Here is a 13739-nt window from a genome sequence, read left to right as displayed (position 1 = left end):
GGCCAGAGTCGATCGAAAAAATGCTCCGATTGCAGGCAGTTACCTAGCTTCGAGCTGTCCAGATGAGGGTCGCTATGACCAAGGAACATCCGACCGGTGCGAAGCTCCCACGGATTGGCATGCTGCTCGCCGGAGATAGGTCATATCCGAGCTTCGCCGCTTTCTGCGAGGGCCTCGGCGCGCTTGGCTACGCCGAGGGCCAAACCTTCGCAATGGAGGCGCGCTTCTCGGCGGGCCAGCTTGATCGGCTCCCGGTCCTTGCGGAGGAGTTGGTGGCCACCGAAGTTGACGTCATCGCCGTGATCGGCGCGGTAACACTCCAGGCCGTACGTCGCGCGACCTCCGATATCCCTATTGTCTTTACGGTCGTGCTCGACCCCGTTTCCGCCGGCCTGGTCAGCGACGTGCAACAGCCAGGCGGAAACGTCACAGGCGTGACGAACTTCGACCCTGCGCAGGCGATGACCCAGATCAAAATCCTCAAGCAAACCCTCCCCAATCTTGCACGGCTCGCGATCCTAGGGGATGCGGGTGTGCCAGACACGCTGCCGAACCTTTATACAGCTGAGGCCGAGGCCGCAGGATTGCATCCCCAAGTAGTGCTGTTAAGGGGAGTAGAAGACATTGAGGGGGCTTTTGAGGCTTTCAGGGGCGAAGGCGCCCATGCCTTGCTGTCTCTGGAGGTGCCACGCACCAGCACTCACGGCCGGAAGATCACCGAACTGGCGGTGTCCGCGCGGCTGCCGACGATGTTCGGACGAGACTTGGCCCGCTATGAGCCGCTGTTGGCCTATGGCACGAGCCTTGCGGCTGCGGCCCGGCAAATGGCCGGAATGGTCGATCGCATCCTCAAGGGGGCGAAGCCGGGCGATATTCCCATCGAGTGCGTCACCCAGCCCGAGTTGATCGCGAATCTGACGGTCGCTAGGCGGATCGGTATCACCATTCCACCGAAAGTGCTTGCGCTTGCGGATGAGGTCATCGGATAAGTTTCAACAGAAACGACGAAACCCTTTCAAATCGGTCCTTAATTCACGCCCGGCGGTCTTTGCTACCAAGTCCCGCATTTTTCGGGGAAGCGAGACAAGCTTCTCGGTGAATATCCCTATTCGGTGACAAAGTCGAGCAGTACCCAGCCCGATGGCGTCGAGTCGACAACAGCAAGACCGGCCGTCGGAAAGCCGCGCGGAAGAGCGCTGGCCAGAGCATCGCGTCCAATCAAGGCCGCAAGCGTCAGTTCGATGACTGGGTTATGCGCGACCAGCATGACCGACTCCTGATCGGTCTGCGCAGCGATGAGTGACAGATAGACATCCGGTGAGCCGTTATAGAGTTCGTCGACAAAGCGGAATTCCGTCGACGGCGTGACGACGCGGCGTATAGCCTCGGCGGTCTGGCGGCAGCGCAGGGCGGTGGAGGAAATGACGAGGTCGGGCTTGTAGCCTTTATCGGCTGCCTCGTCGGCGACAATCTCGGCGGCGGCGTAGCCGTTGTCGCTCAAGGGACGGTCGAAATCTTTTTGGCCGGGCGCAGCCTGCAGGGCCTCGGCGTGACGTAGAAGATAGATCCGGGAGGGCGGCGGTGAAATGCTGATCATGGCAAGATCCCGAGGCTCGATTTCACTCATGAGGTAACGTCTCTTCATTGGCGCCGTCAACTGCTGCGCGATCTGTCAGAAGACGAAATGCTCCATCATCACGGGAAGGTTACGAGAGACGCGAATCCGGCCCGATGAGAAGAAATGATGAAAAAATAGACCCTTAGCCGAATTTTATGACAAATTTAAAAATCAGTTGACAGCATCTATTTGGCTTGAATCGGCACTATTGGTTGGGATATACAGCCCAGCCATATGAGATGTTCTTCAGGAGAATCGCGTTGAGTGAGAAGATCGATCTTAGCAATTATGTGCCCTCGGAAGACGAGGAGTTCATGAATCTGAATCAGCGAGCTTATTTTCGAGCGAAGCTGGTGGCATGGAAAAACGACATCCTTAGAGAAGCGCGCGAAACCCTGGATCATCTGGCGGAAGAAAGTGCAAATCACCCCGATCTCGCCGATCGGGCTTCGTCCGAAACCGACAGAGCTATCGAACTTCGGGCTCGCGACCGCCAACGTAAACTCATTTCCAAGATCGATGCCGCATTGCAGCGTATTGAAGATGGCACGTACGGCTATTGTGAAGAAACCGGCGAGCCGATCGGCCTGAAGCGTCTGGACGCTCGCCCGATCGCAACCTTGTCCATCGAGGCGCAGGAGCGTCACGAGCGCCGCGAAAAGGTTTACCGCGACGAGTAATGACAGCATCGGTTTCGACCGGCTTAAATAAAACAAAGGCACGATGGAAATCTCCGTCGTGCCTTTTTCGATTCCTGCGTTTCTGAGAGGCTGCACCTTATTTGTCGCGGCTGACGCTCATTTCCCCAAAGATGCGAGCGACTTCCTTCTGAAGAGCGCTGTCCGCTCCGGTCAGCGGAGCGAGCTCCGGTTCGACGCGTTTTGCCGGGCTTGGGATCGTGGATGGTTCAGTATTTGGTTGCTGCTGCACCTGTCGTGGTGCCGGCGCGTTCGGAATGATCCGTTCGGCAGTCAGGTTCTTCGACATTTCCGCTTCCAGAATATACTGGAAATCACTGCCGGGTTCGACCGATGGCGTCGGTGCGGGAGTAGGCTCGGCTGTTGCCGGGCGCGCGGGAGCCGGTTGTTGCTGTGGCAGGACGACATGTCGGGCAGCGTCCAGTATGTCGGCGGCTTCCGTCTCGCTGATGGTCGGCACCGGCTGGGGCGCTGGCTGCTGCGGCTTGACGGCAACGGGTTGCGGGTGTTCGGCCACCTGCGGCACTGGAGCCGGCGGCGCCGCAGGCTCGGGGCGCGGCTCGTTGCGCAGATAGGCTTCGATCTTGTCCTCAGCGGTTTGCTGGCGCTGCGGAAGCGTTGCGGGAGGAGCTTCCACCGCAGCCGCCTTCTGCTGCTGCCTCTCTTCAAATACCAAGGGGATCTCGACCGGCGTCGCGGCGCTTCCAGCCCGGGTGGCATCGGAAATGCCCGATTCGATGACGATGTCCGTGGGGCCGCCAATCATGATCAGGTGCTCGATCCCATCGCGTCGCACGAGCACGAGACGGCGGCGAGCATCGACGGCGGCGGCATCCAGCACCTGCAGGCGAGGCTGACGGTTCTTGCCACCGCGCACGAAGGGAGAAGGCGCTCGGTTGCGCATGATCCACAGAATGCCGATGAGCACGAGCAGGGCAATGCCAACTCCACCGGCTGCGAGAAAGAAACGGCTGCCATAGGCTCCGGCGATATCGTCCAACATGTCGAGATACTCCGTAATTGTCCCCGATGTTGCGGTTTACAGCGCCGCGCGTCACATGTGACGCGCAAAGGTCGTTGTAGTACTTTAAATCCACTGCATAATTTTATCCTTAAATTGGATCCTATTGAAGGAATTATGCAGTAGGTGCAACTGCCGCGGGTAATGCTTTGACCGTGACCCTTATCTACGGCGATCATATGAACAGGATTGCGCCGGAGACAAGATGTGATTGCAGGCTGTTGTCTTCTATTGCCTGTGAATTCAAGCCTTTCTGGCCCAGCAAAGCTTTTTGCCGATGACGCAACTTGATAAAGAAGATTCGAAAGGTCCGACTCCGGCGACCCCTAAACGTGTATGACATGTCGCGAGGAGAACGGCCGATACGAGGGGTTCATGACGAAGCAGCGTCCGTCCGACGAGTATAGCGTGCCGCTGGTGGATCGCGGAGTTCGTTCTGGAACGGTGCTGCGCATCATTTTGCTTGCGCTCGTTCTCGTGGCTGCCGCGGCGGCTTTCGTGGTCTTCAAGAACCAGCTGGACAACGAAGCGGTTCTCGGTGGCCTGGGCATTCTCGCCATGGTGGGCATTTTCTTCCTGGTTTCCTCGATCATCGGCTTTGTCGAGGTCATGCCGCAGCCTCAGTCCGACAGTCTGGCCCGGTCCTTCCTCAACAGCCATCCGGACGGAACGCTGATCACGGATGAGAAGGGGCGCATCGTCTATGCGAATGCCGCCTATGGCCGGCTGACCGGGGCAACGAAGGCGACGGAAGTGCAGTCGTTGGAGATGCTGCTGTCGCGAAATCGCGAATCCAACGAGGCTCTCTATCGTCTCGCCAATGGCCTGCGCGATGGCAAGGAAGGATCCGAGGAGTTCCGCCTGCTGAAGCCGCTCGGGCCTGTGGATGGAAGCGGCAATGGGGCGCATTGGTACCGGCTGAAGGCGCGCGTGCTGCCGGCTGAACAAGGCGCCAACAAGGCGCTGCATATCTGGCAGATTACCGACATCACCTCCGAGCGTGACGACCAGGAACGTTTCTTCAAGGAATTGCAGAACGCGATCGATTATCTCGACCATGCGCCGGCCGGCTTTTTCTCTGCCGGGCGCAAGGGCGAGATCTTCTATCTCAACGCGACGCTCGCCGAATGGCTGGGCTTCGATCTGACGAAATTCGTGCCGGGTTCGATGACGATCGGCGATCTTGTGGCAGGCGAGGGGCTGGCGCTCATTCAGTCCGTCCAGGCCGAGCCGGGCTTGAAGAAGACGGTGACGCTCGATCTCGATCTGCGCCGTTCAAACGGCCAGAGCCTGCCCGTGCAGATCGTTCATAGTGTCACCTCGATGCGCGACGGCGCACCCGGCGAGAGCCGCACCATCGTCCTGACCCGCCAGAACGGTGCGGATACCGAGCAATCGGCCTCCGCCGCCGCGATGCGCTTCAGCCGCTTCTTCAATAATACGCCGATGGCGATCGCATCCGTCGATGGCAATGGCCGTATTCTGAGGACGAATGCGCCTTTCCTCAAGCTCTTCTCGGATTTAGTCTCGCGTGATGATATCGAGCGCGGAGCGGCCCTGGAGAGCGTCGTCAACGAAAGCGATCGGCCGCAGCTGCAGCAGGCGCTGGCGGCCGCCAAGGACCGGCAGGGCGATATTCCGCCGATCGATTCCCGCAATCCGAAAGACGAAACGCGGCATTTCCGCTTTTACGTCAATGCCGTCATCGACCAGACCGACGAGGCGCCGGAAGAGGCTGCCATCGTCTATGCGGTCGAGGTGACCGAGCAGAAGGCGCTCGAGACACAGATGGCGCAGACACAGAAGCTCAATGCCGTCGGTACGCTTGCCGGCGGCATCGCGCATGACTTCAACAACGTTCTGACCGCAATCCTTCTGTCTTCCGACCATCTCCTGTTGCAGGCGCGGCCGTCAGACGCCAGCTTCGCCGACCTGATGGAAATCAAGCGCAATGCCAATCGTGCAGCCGTGCTGGTGCGGCAGTTGCTCGCCTTCTCGCGCAAGCAGACGATGCGGCCGACGATCCTGAACCTGACGGACGTGATCGGCGATCTGCGCATGCTGGTTGACCGGCTGCTATCGGGTACGCATGTCAAACTCGACGTCGATTACGGGCGCGACCTCTGGCCCGTGAAAACCGATCTCTCGCAGTTCGAGCAGGTGCTGATCAACCTCTGCGTCAATGCCCGCGATGCTATGCCGGGCGGCGGTACGCTGACGCTGCGGACCCGCAATCTGCGTGCGGCCGATGTCAGCGCCTTCAACTATCCCTACCTTCCGCATGAGGACATGGTGCTCGTCGAGGTCAGCGATACCGGAACCGGTATCGCGCCTGAGATCATGGACAAGATCTTCGAGCCCTTCTTCACGACCAAGGAAGTGGGCAAGGGCACCGGCCTCGGCCTTGCCATGGTTTACGGCATCATCAAGCAGTCCGGTGGCTACATCCAGCCGGAATCGGAAGTGGGCAAGGGAACGACCTTCCGCATTTTCCTGCCGCGGCATATCGTGGAAATGCCGTCGGTAACGGAAGCGAAAGTGTCGGAAAGCCGCGATGTTACGGCCATGGACCAGGGTGCGGGTGTCGCCGCTTCTCCTGAAGAACCGGCCGATCTTACAGGCAAGTCCGCTGTCGTGCTGCTTGTCGAGGACGAAGAGGCGGTACGTCGCGGTGGTAAGCGCATGCTTGAGACGCGGGGCTATACTGTCCACGAGGCCGGCTCCGGCGTTGAGGCGCTCGACATCATGGAGGAGCTCGACGGACAGGTCGATGTCGTCGTCTCCGACGTCGTCATGCCCGAGATGGACGGGCCGTCGCTGCTGCGCGAATTGCGCAAGAAATATCCGGATCTGAAGTTCATCTTCGTTTCGGGGTATGCCGAGGATGCCTTTGCCCGCAACCTGCCAGCGGACGCCCAATTCGGCTTCCTGCCGAAACCGTTCTCGCTGAAGCAGCTTGCCGTCGTCGTACGCGAGACCCTGGACAAGAATTAAGAAGGAGGCGTTTCGCGCCTCTCCATGTTGCCGATTGCGGCGCAACGGTGTAATCAACCGCCCATGATCGACCTTGCCGAGCCCGTTTTCCAAATGTGGTGGCGCTCCTTCTAGGAGCGGCAGTCGTCATGTCTTGAAATCGACCCTGCCGCCGTAATCCGGCGGGCATGGTCCATTTCCGTTTTTCCCTTCCCGATTGCGGCGGCTCCTTTTGCGGAGCAATGAAATGTTTTCCCCTACCGATAATCGTCCCGTCATCCTGACGGGCGACCGGACCACGGGTCCACTCCATCTCGGCCACTATGCCGGGTCGCTGAAAAGCCGCGTTGCGCTTCAGCATAGCCATGAGCAATTCCTGCTCTTGGCGGATACGCAGGCACTGACGGACAATGCGCATGATCCCCAGAAAGTGCAGCGCAACGTCCTTGAAGTCGCCACGGACTATCTTGCAGTCGGCATCGATCCGGCGCTGACAACGACCTGCGTTCAATCCGCTTTACCCGCGCTGGCGGAATTGACACTACTCTACCTGAATTTCGTGACTGTCAGTCGCCTGGAGCGCAATCCGACGATCAAGACGGAGATCCAGCTGCGCGGTTTCGAACGCGATGTACCGGCCGGCTTTCTCTGCTACCCGGTCGCGCAAGCCGCCGATATCACCGCCTTCAAGGCGACCGTCGTTCCCGTCGGGGAGGATCAGGCGCCGTTGATCGAGCAGACCAATAAGATCGTTCGCCGTCTCAACCAGCAGATCGGGCGAGATGTTCTCGTGGAGGCTACAGCGATGGTGCCGGCTGTCGGGCGTCTGCCCGGCGTCGACGGCAAGGCGAAGATGAGCAAATCGCAGGGTAATGCGATCCCGCTTTCGGCATCGTCCGATGAGATCAGGGATGCGGTGCGGCGCATGTATACCGATCCGGATCATCTGCGCGTCAGCGATCCCGGCAAGGTCGAGGGAAATGTCGTCTTCACCTATCTCGATGCTTTTTGTGAGGATCGGCAATTCGTCGAAGAGATGAAAGAGCATTATCGCCGCGGCGGCCTTGGCGACGTCACCTTGAAGAGACATCTCGAGAATGTCCTGCAAGCGCTGCTCGCGCCGATCCGCGAGCGTCGCGCGCGTTATGCCGCTGAACCGGACTATGTGATGGAAGTCTTGCGGGAGGGGACGCGAAAGGCGAGGGAGCGGACAGAGGCGACGTTTGCCGAATTAAGGTCTGCTCTGGGTCTGTTCTCTCTCACTTGAAAGAAAGAGAACGGCCGGGCGATCGCACACCCGGCCGTTCCTGTGACTAGGGCCTTGATTAGTCCGCCAGAGCGACGGCGATTTCCGCGGCCAGGCGCGCATTGTTTTCGACAAGCGCGATATTGGTCTTGAGGCTGCGGCCTTCGGTGATGTCGAAGATCGTGCTCAGCAGATAAGGCGTAACCGCCTTGCCGGTGATCTCGTCGCGCTCGGCGCTGTCGAGGGCCCGCTCAATATAGATTTCCATCTCCTCGCGCGGGATCTCATCTGCTTCCGGAACCGGATTGGCGATCAGCATACCGCCATCGATGCCGAGCTGCTCGCGCGTCGTCTGGAAGTTGGCGATGGCCGCCGGGCTGTTCAGCGTCAGCGGGCTCGTAAGTCCTGACGAGCGCGACCAGAAGGCAGGGAACTCGGTGCTGTCGTAGGTGACGACCGGAACGCCGCGGGTTTCCAGCACTTCCAGCGTCTTCGGAATATCGAGGATCGCCTTGGCTCCAGCGCAGACGACGATGACGCCGGTGCGGGACAGCTCTTCAAGGTCGGCCGAAATATCGAAGCTCTCTTCCGCGCCGCGATGGACGCCGCCGATGCCGCCTGTGGCAAAAACCTTGATGCCGGCGCGGGCTGCGGCGATCATCGTAGCGGCAACGGTGGTTGCGCCGGTGCGGCGCTCGGCGATCGCAAAGGCGATGTCTGCGCGCGAGACCTTCAACGCACCTTCTGTCTTGGCAAGGGCCTCCAGCTCTTCCGGCTCGAGGCCGATATGCAGGGTACCGTGGATGACGGCGATGGTCGCGGGTACCGCGCCTTCCTGCCGGATGATCGCTTCGACGCTGCGGGCCATCTCGATATTGCCTGGATAGGGCATGCCGTGGGTGATGATCGTCGATTCCAGAGCAACGATCGGCGCACCGCGGAGCTTTGCGGCAGCGACTTCCTTCGAATAGGAGATCGGAAGCAGGGGCGAGATAGGCTGGGTCATTGTCGTTTCCAATTCACTGAAACAGTATACGCGTTTTGAACAGGCTTCATGACAGAATTTCGGCCTTGGGAACAAGGGCCAGGGCCGCGTTTAGCAGCTCGGGAGAGAGATTTTCTGCGGTTGCATAGGGAGACTGGACGGTGATTGCCGCCGCCGCCACGCCATGTCGTATGGCTTCCGCGAGATCGTGGCCGGCCATCAGCGCCGACAGAACGCCGGAAGCAAGCGAATCTCCCGCACCGGTGACATCGGCGATATCCTCGACGATGGGCGGCTGCAAGCTGACCACGATATCACGCGAGAACGCGATCAGGGGCCGTTTCCCGCGCGTGATCACGCCGTTGCGCAGATGGAGCGCGCGCAAAGCGCTCACCCATTCGCGTGGGTCTTCCGGGCGGATTTCAGTCAACGCCGCGGCTTCGGCTTCGTTGAGGAACAGGTGGTCGATGCCGGCAAGGCTTGGCTTCAGCCGCACCACTTTTGCCGGCGAGATAGCGATAGCGGCGACCGGTTTACCGCATAGAGCAGCTCTTGCCGCAATTGCGCCTAAGGTTTCGGCAGGCAGATTGGCGTCGCAGAGAATGAGGTCGGTTTCATCGAAGGCATCGCGAACGGCGCGAATCGCCAGGCGTCGCGGAACGAAGAGCTTGTAGAGCTCCATATCGGCAAGCGCGATGACCAGATTGCCGTCATTCTCGAGGATCGCGGTATAGCTCGGCGTCTTGCGATCGAGGAAGACGAAGGGCTTGTCGTCGATGCCGGCGTGGCTTGCAGCCTCGGCCACCATTTCGCCGGAGGGGTCGCCGCCGCGCGGCGAGATCAGCTTTACATCGAAGCCCAGGCGGGCGAGATTTCGCGCCGCATTGAAGCCGCCGCCGCCGGGCTCCTCGAACCATGCGCCGGGGTTGCTGGCGCCGGGCGCCGTCTCGCCGAAGATGCGGCCACGCCGGTCTATATGGGCGCCGCCGAGAACGAGAATCTTTTTCGCCATAGGGTTATCCTCAGCAGTCGAAAAGACGAATCGAGCGGGGCGGCGACATGCGTGAATTGGCCGCCCCATAACCGTAAGTATCTGGGAAGAAAGAAGAAAACAAAAGTAGAACGGAAATCATTTTATCTTTTTCTTTCAATTGCTTGTTGTGCTCTTGCGATAGGAGAACAAATAGAGTACAGAATTCTCATCGGCGGCGACATTGCTAGAGCGGCTTCAATAACCTAAAGGTGGATCGAATGTCTCAGAATTCTTTGCGGCTTGTAGAGGACAAATCGGTGGATAAAAGCAAGGCACTTGAAGCGGCACTCTCTCAAATTGAGCGGTCGTTCGGCAAGGGCTCGATCATGAAGCTCGGCTCCAACGAGAACGTGGTCGAAATCGAAACGGTTTCCACCGGCTCTCTGAGCCTCGATATCGCTCTCGGCATTGGCGGCTTGCCGAAGGGGCGGATCATCGAAATCTACGGGCCGGAAAGCTCGGGTAAGACGACGCTGGCCCTGCAGACCATTGCAGAGGCTCAGAAGAAGGGTGGGATCTGCGCCTTCGTGGACGCGGAACATGCGCTCGATCCGGTCTATGCCCGCAAGCTCGGCGTCGACCTGCAGAACCTGTTGATCTCGCAGCCTGATACCGGCGAACAGGCGCTTGAAATCACCGATACACTGGTGCGCTCCGGAGCGATCGACGTCCTCGTGGTCGACTCCGTTGCGGCTCTGACGCCGCGCGCCGAAATCGAAGGCGAAATGGGCGACAGCCTGCCGGGCCTGCAGGCCCGCCTGATGAGCCAGGCGCTGCGCAAGCTCACGGCTTCCATCTCGAAGTCCAACACCATGGTGATCTTCATCAACCAGATCCGCATGAAGATCGGTGTCATGTTCGGCTCGCCGGAAACGACGACGGGCGGTAACGCGCTGAAGTTCTACGCCTCGGTTCGCCTCGATATCCGCCGCATTGGCGCCGTTAAGGAGCGCGAAGAGGTGATCGGCAACCAGACGCGCGTCAAGGTCGTCAAGAACAAGATGGCGCCTCCCTTCAAGCAGGTCGAGTTCGACATCATGTATGGCGAAGGCGTTTCGAAGACCGGCGAGCTGGTCGATCTCGGCGTCAAGGCCGGCATCGTCGAAAAGTCCGGCGCCTGGTTCTCCTATAACAGCCAGCGTCTCGGCCAGGGCCGCGAGAACGCGAAAATCTTCCTCCGCGACAATCCGGATCTCTCGCGCGAAATCGAATTGTCGCTGCGCCAGAATGCCGGCCTGATCGCCGATCGCTTCCTGCAGAATGGCGGCCCCGATGCCGATGATGGCGATGCCTCTGGCGAATAAAGGCTTCGGGAAGCAGTTCCCGACCTAAGATCGAGACCCAAAAGTCGAAACCGGCCGTATTGTCCAAGGGATGTGCGGCCGGTTTTGTTCGTGCGGCTGGACAGCGCCGGGAGCGGACGATAAAAGCCACTGACTTTGATGCAAGTTGCTGAGCGCAGGACTGAAGGGCCCCATATGAGCGGTGTGAATGAAATCCGGTCGACCTTCCTCGACTATTTTAAGAAAAACGGCCACGAGATCGTGCCGTCGAGCCCGCTGGTGCCGCGCAACGATCCGACATTGATGTTCACCAATGCCGGCATGGTGCAGTTCAAGAACGTCTTCACCGGCCTGGAGCAGCGTCCCTATACGACGGCTTCGACCGCGCAGAAATGCGTGCGCGCCGGCGGCAAGCATAACGACCTCGACAATGTCGGCTATACCGCCCGCCATCACACCTTCTTCGAGATGCTCGGCAATTTCTCCTTTGGTGACTATTTCAAGGAGCGCGCCATCGAGCTTGCCTGGAACCTGATCACCAAGGAATTCGGCCTCGATGCCAAGCGCCTGCTGGTCACGGTCTATCATACCGACGACGACGCCTTTAACCTGTGGAAGAAGATCGCCGGCCTTTCCGACGACAAGATCATCCGCATCGCCACCAGCGACAATTTCTGGGCGATGGGCGATACCGGTCCTTGCGGTCCCTGTTCGGAGATCTTCTACGATCACGGCGATCACATCTGGGGTGGCCCTCCCGGCTCCCCGGAGGAAGACGGCGACCGTTTCATCGAGATCTGGAATCTCGTCTTCATGCAGTTCGAGCAGATCACCAAGGAGCAGCGCGTCGACCTGCCGCGTCCGTCGATCGACACAGGCATGGGTCTCGAGCGCGTTGCTGCGGTCCTGCAAGGCAAGCATGACAACTACGATATCGACCTGTTCCGCGCGCTGATCGAAGCCTCGGAAGAGGCGACCGGTGTCAAGGCGGAAGGCGAGCATCGCGCCAGCCATCGCGTCATCGCCGATCACCTGCGTTCCTCTGCCTTCCTGATCGCCGATGGCGTGCTGCCGTCGAACGAAGGCCGTGGTTACGTGCTTCGCCGCATCATGCGCCGCGCGATGCGCCACGCGCAGCTGCTCGGCGCCAAGGAACCGCTGATGTGGAAGCTGCTGCCGGCGCTTATCCAGCAGATGGGCCGTGCCTATCCGGAGCTGGTGCGCGCCGAAGCGCTGACCTCCGAGACGCTGAAGCTCGAAGAAACCCGTTTCCGCAAAACGCTGGAACGCGGTCTCTCGCTGCTCAACGATGCGACTTCGGACCTGCACAAGGGCGACAGCCTGGACGGCGAGACCGCCTTCAAGCTCTACGACACCTATGGTTTCCCGCTCGATCTGACGCAGGACGCGCTGCGCGCCCGCGGCATCGGCGTCGATATCTCAAGCTTTACCGATGCCATGGAGCGCCAGAAGGCCGAGGCGCGCTCGCATTGGACCGGCTCCGGCGACAAGGCGACCGAAACCATCTGGTTCGAGCTCAAGGAAAAGAACGGCGCGACCGAGTTCCTGGGTTACGATACGGAATCTGCCGAAGGCGTCATCCAGGCGATCGTTAGGGATGGCGTTGCCGTTGACAGCGCCTCTGCCGGCGACAAGGTGCAGATCGTGGTCAACCAGACGCCGTTCTACGGCGAATCCGGTGGTCAAATGGGCGATACCGGCGTGATCTCCAGCGACCATGGCAAGCTTGTAGTCGGCGATACGCAGAAGAAGGGCGAGGGCCTCTTCGTTCACAGCTCCGAAGTTTCGGAAGGCAAGATCAAGGTAGGCGATGCCGTCGTCCTGACGGTCGATCACAACAGGCGCTCGCGCCTGCGCGCCAACCATTCCGCGACCCATCTGCTGCACGAGGCACTTCGCGAAGTGCTCGGCACCCACGTAGCGCAGAAGGGCTCGCTGGTCGCGCCGGAGCGGCTGCGTTTCGACGTCTCGCATCCGAAGCCGATGTCGGCTGAGGAGCTGAAGGTCGTCGAGGAGATGGCCAACGAAATCATCCTGCAGAATTCGCCGGTCACGACGCGCCTGATGAGCGTTGACGATGCGATCGCAGAAGGTGCAATGGCGCTGTTCGGTGAGAAGTATGGCGATGAAGTCCGCGTCGTGTCGATGGGGCAGGGCGTGCGCGGTGCAAAGTCCGGTAAGCCTTACTCGGTCGAGCTTTGCGGTGGTACGCATGTCTCCGCTACCGGCCAGATCGGTCTCGTGCGCATTCTCGGCGAAAGCGCCGTCGGTGCCGGCGTGCGCCGTATTGAAGCTGTGACCGGCGAATCCGCGCTCAGCTATCTTGCCGAGCAGGACGAGCGCGTGAAGAACCTCGCCTCGACGCTGAAGGTACAGCCGGCAGACGTGGTTTCGCGTGTCGAATCCTTAATGGATGAGCGCCGCAAGCTGGAGCGCGAATTGGCCGATGCCAAGCGCAAGCTCGCCATGGGCGGCAGCCAAGGCGGCACCGCCGATGCAGTCCGTGAAGTCAACGGCGTCAAGTTCCTCGGCAAGCCGATATCCGGCGTCGATCCCAAGGATCTCAAGGGCATGGCGGATGAAGCTAAGGCGAGCCTCGGCTCCGGCGTCGTGACGCTGATCGGCGTTTCGGATGATGGCAAGGCCAGCGCAGTCGTTGCCGTCACGGAGGATCTGGTTGGCCGCTTCAGCGCCGTCGATCTCGTGCGCGTCGCTTCAGCTGCCCTCGGCGGCAAGGGTGGCGGCGGCCGTCCCGACATGGCGCAGGCCGGTGGCCCTGATGGCGCCAAGGCCGACGAGGCGATCGAGGCGATTGCTGCGGCGCTTGCTGGCTAAGGCACTGATTTCCGATTGATAATTAA

The 13739-nt window shown here is 60.2% G+C and carries 10 protein-coding genes; 6 read left to right on the top strand and 4 right to left on the bottom strand.

The window, feature by feature from the left end; genetic code table 11:
- Positions 1 to 74 precede the first annotated feature (74 nt).
- Positions 75 to 989 carry an ABC transporter substrate-binding protein gene (locus tag RTCIAT899_RS09870; protein ID WP_015340078.1) on the top strand — a complete coding sequence of 305 codons (915 nt, stop codon included), beginning with the start codon at positions 75 to 77 and terminating at the stop codon, positions 987 to 989.
- A gap of 116 nt (positions 990 to 1105) precedes the next feature.
- On the opposite strand, the gene RTCIAT899_RS09865 is transcribed toward RTCIAT899_RS09870, so the two are convergent.
- The gene (locus tag RTCIAT899_RS09865) at positions 1106 to 1597 is read right to left on the bottom strand and encodes a SixA phosphatase family protein (RefSeq protein ID WP_041677897.1); all 492 of its coding nucleotides are present in this window, start codon (positions 1595 to 1597) and stop codon (positions 1106 to 1108) included.
- A 281-nt stretch (positions 1598 to 1878) separates the two neighbouring features.
- Here RTCIAT899_RS09865 and dksA point away from each other — a divergent pair, with 281 nt between their 5' ends.
- Positions 1879 to 2298, top strand: coding sequence for an RNA polymerase-binding protein DksA (gene dksA, locus RTCIAT899_RS09860; protein ID WP_015340076.1), 420 nt, complete (start codon positions 1879 to 1881; stop codon positions 2296 to 2298).
- A gap of 97 nt (positions 2299 to 2395) precedes the next feature.
- Here the strand turns inward: dksA and RTCIAT899_RS09855 are convergent, their stop codons facing one another.
- Positions 2396 to 3319 (bottom strand): flagellar biosynthetic protein FliO, encoded by a 924-nt coding sequence (locus RTCIAT899_RS09855; RefSeq protein ID WP_015340075.1) that lies wholly within the window; start codon positions 3317 to 3319, stop codon positions 2396 to 2398.
- A 393-nt stretch (positions 3320 to 3712) separates the two neighbouring features.
- Between RTCIAT899_RS09855 and cckA the strand changes: the two genes are divergently transcribed.
- Both cckA and trpS read left to right on the top strand, forming a co-directional pair.
- Positions 3713 to 6331 carry a cell cycle histidine kinase CckA gene (gene cckA, locus RTCIAT899_RS09850; protein ID WP_015340074.1) on the top strand — a complete coding sequence of 873 codons (2619 nt, stop codon included), beginning with the start codon at positions 3713 to 3715 and terminating at the stop codon, positions 6329 to 6331.
- 226 nt (positions 6332 to 6557) lie between these two features.
- Positions 6558 to 7577, top strand: coding sequence for a tryptophan--tRNA ligase (gene trpS / locus RTCIAT899_RS09845; RefSeq protein ID WP_015340073.1), 1020 nt, complete (start codon positions 6558 to 6560; stop codon positions 7575 to 7577).
- A gap of 58 nt (positions 7578 to 7635) precedes the next feature.
- Here the strand turns inward: trpS and RTCIAT899_RS09840 are convergent, their stop codons facing one another.
- Together RTCIAT899_RS09840 and RTCIAT899_RS09835 are read right to left on the bottom strand one after the other, a co-directional pair.
- Positions 7636 to 8562, bottom strand: a complete 927-nt coding sequence (locus RTCIAT899_RS09840; protein ID WP_015340072.1) for a pseudouridine-5'-phosphate glycosidase — start codon at positions 8560 to 8562, stop codon at positions 7636 to 7638.
- Between the two features lie 46 nt (positions 8563 to 8608).
- Positions 8609 to 9553 (bottom strand): carbohydrate kinase family protein, encoded by a 945-nt coding sequence (locus RTCIAT899_RS09835; RefSeq protein ID WP_015340071.1) that lies wholly within the window; start codon positions 9551 to 9553, stop codon positions 8609 to 8611.
- Positions 9554 to 9792: 239 nt separating this feature from the next.
- Between RTCIAT899_RS09835 and recA the strand changes: the two genes are divergently transcribed.
- Entirely contained in the window at positions 9793 to 10878 is a 1086-nt protein-coding gene (gene recA / locus RTCIAT899_RS09830) for a recombinase RecA (RefSeq protein WP_015340070.1), read from the top strand.
- A gap of 174 nt (positions 10879 to 11052) precedes the next feature.
- A complete protein-coding gene (gene alaS / locus RTCIAT899_RS09825) occupies positions 11053 to 13713 on the top strand; it encodes an alanine--tRNA ligase (RefSeq protein ID WP_015340069.1) in 2661 nt (886 codons plus the stop codon).
- Positions 13714 to 13739 lie beyond the last annotated feature (26 nt).

This window comes from Rhizobium tropici CIAT 899, from assembly GCF_000330885.1.
In the GTDB taxonomy this organism is placed as follows: Bacteria; Pseudomonadota; Alphaproteobacteria; order Rhizobiales; family Rhizobiaceae; genus Rhizobium; species Rhizobium tropici.
This window is presented reverse-complemented; position numbering and strand designations above follow the sequence as displayed.

What these genes read in the sequence shown, in the direction of transcription:
- trpS (WP_015340073.1), top strand. Translation starts at nt 6,558, where the DNA reads ATGTTTTCCCCTACCGATAATCGTCCCGTCATCCTGACGGGCGACCGG.
- recA (WP_015340070.1), top strand. Translation starts at nt 9,793, where the DNA reads ATGTCTCAGAATTCTTTGCGGCTTGTAGAGGACAAATCGGTGGATAAA.
- RTCIAT899_RS09835 (WP_015340071.1), bottom strand. Translation starts at nt 9,553, where the DNA reads ATGGCGAAAAAGATTCTCGTTCTCGGCGGCGCCCATATAGACCGGCGT.
- RTCIAT899_RS09865 (WP_041677897.1), bottom strand. Translation starts at nt 1,597, where the DNA reads ATGATCAGCATTTCACCGCCGCCCTCCCGGATCTATCTTCTACGTCAC.
- cckA (WP_015340074.1), top strand. Translation starts at nt 3,713, where the DNA reads ATGACGAAGCAGCGTCCGTCCGACGAGTATAGCGTGCCGCTGGTGGAT.
- alaS (WP_015340069.1), top strand. Translation starts at nt 11,053, where the DNA reads ATGAGCGGTGTGAATGAAATCCGGTCGACCTTCCTCGACTATTTTAAG.
- RTCIAT899_RS09870 (WP_015340078.1), top strand. Translation starts at nt 75, where the DNA reads ATGACCAAGGAACATCCGACCGGTGCGAAGCTCCCACGGATTGGCATG.
- RTCIAT899_RS09840 (WP_015340072.1), bottom strand. Translation starts at nt 8,562, where the DNA reads ATGACCCAGCCTATCTCGCCCCTGCTTCCGATCTCCTATTCGAAGGAA.
- RTCIAT899_RS09855 (WP_015340075.1), bottom strand. Translation starts at nt 3,319, where the DNA reads ATGTTGGACGATATCGCCGGAGCCTATGGCAGCCGTTTCTTTCTCGCA.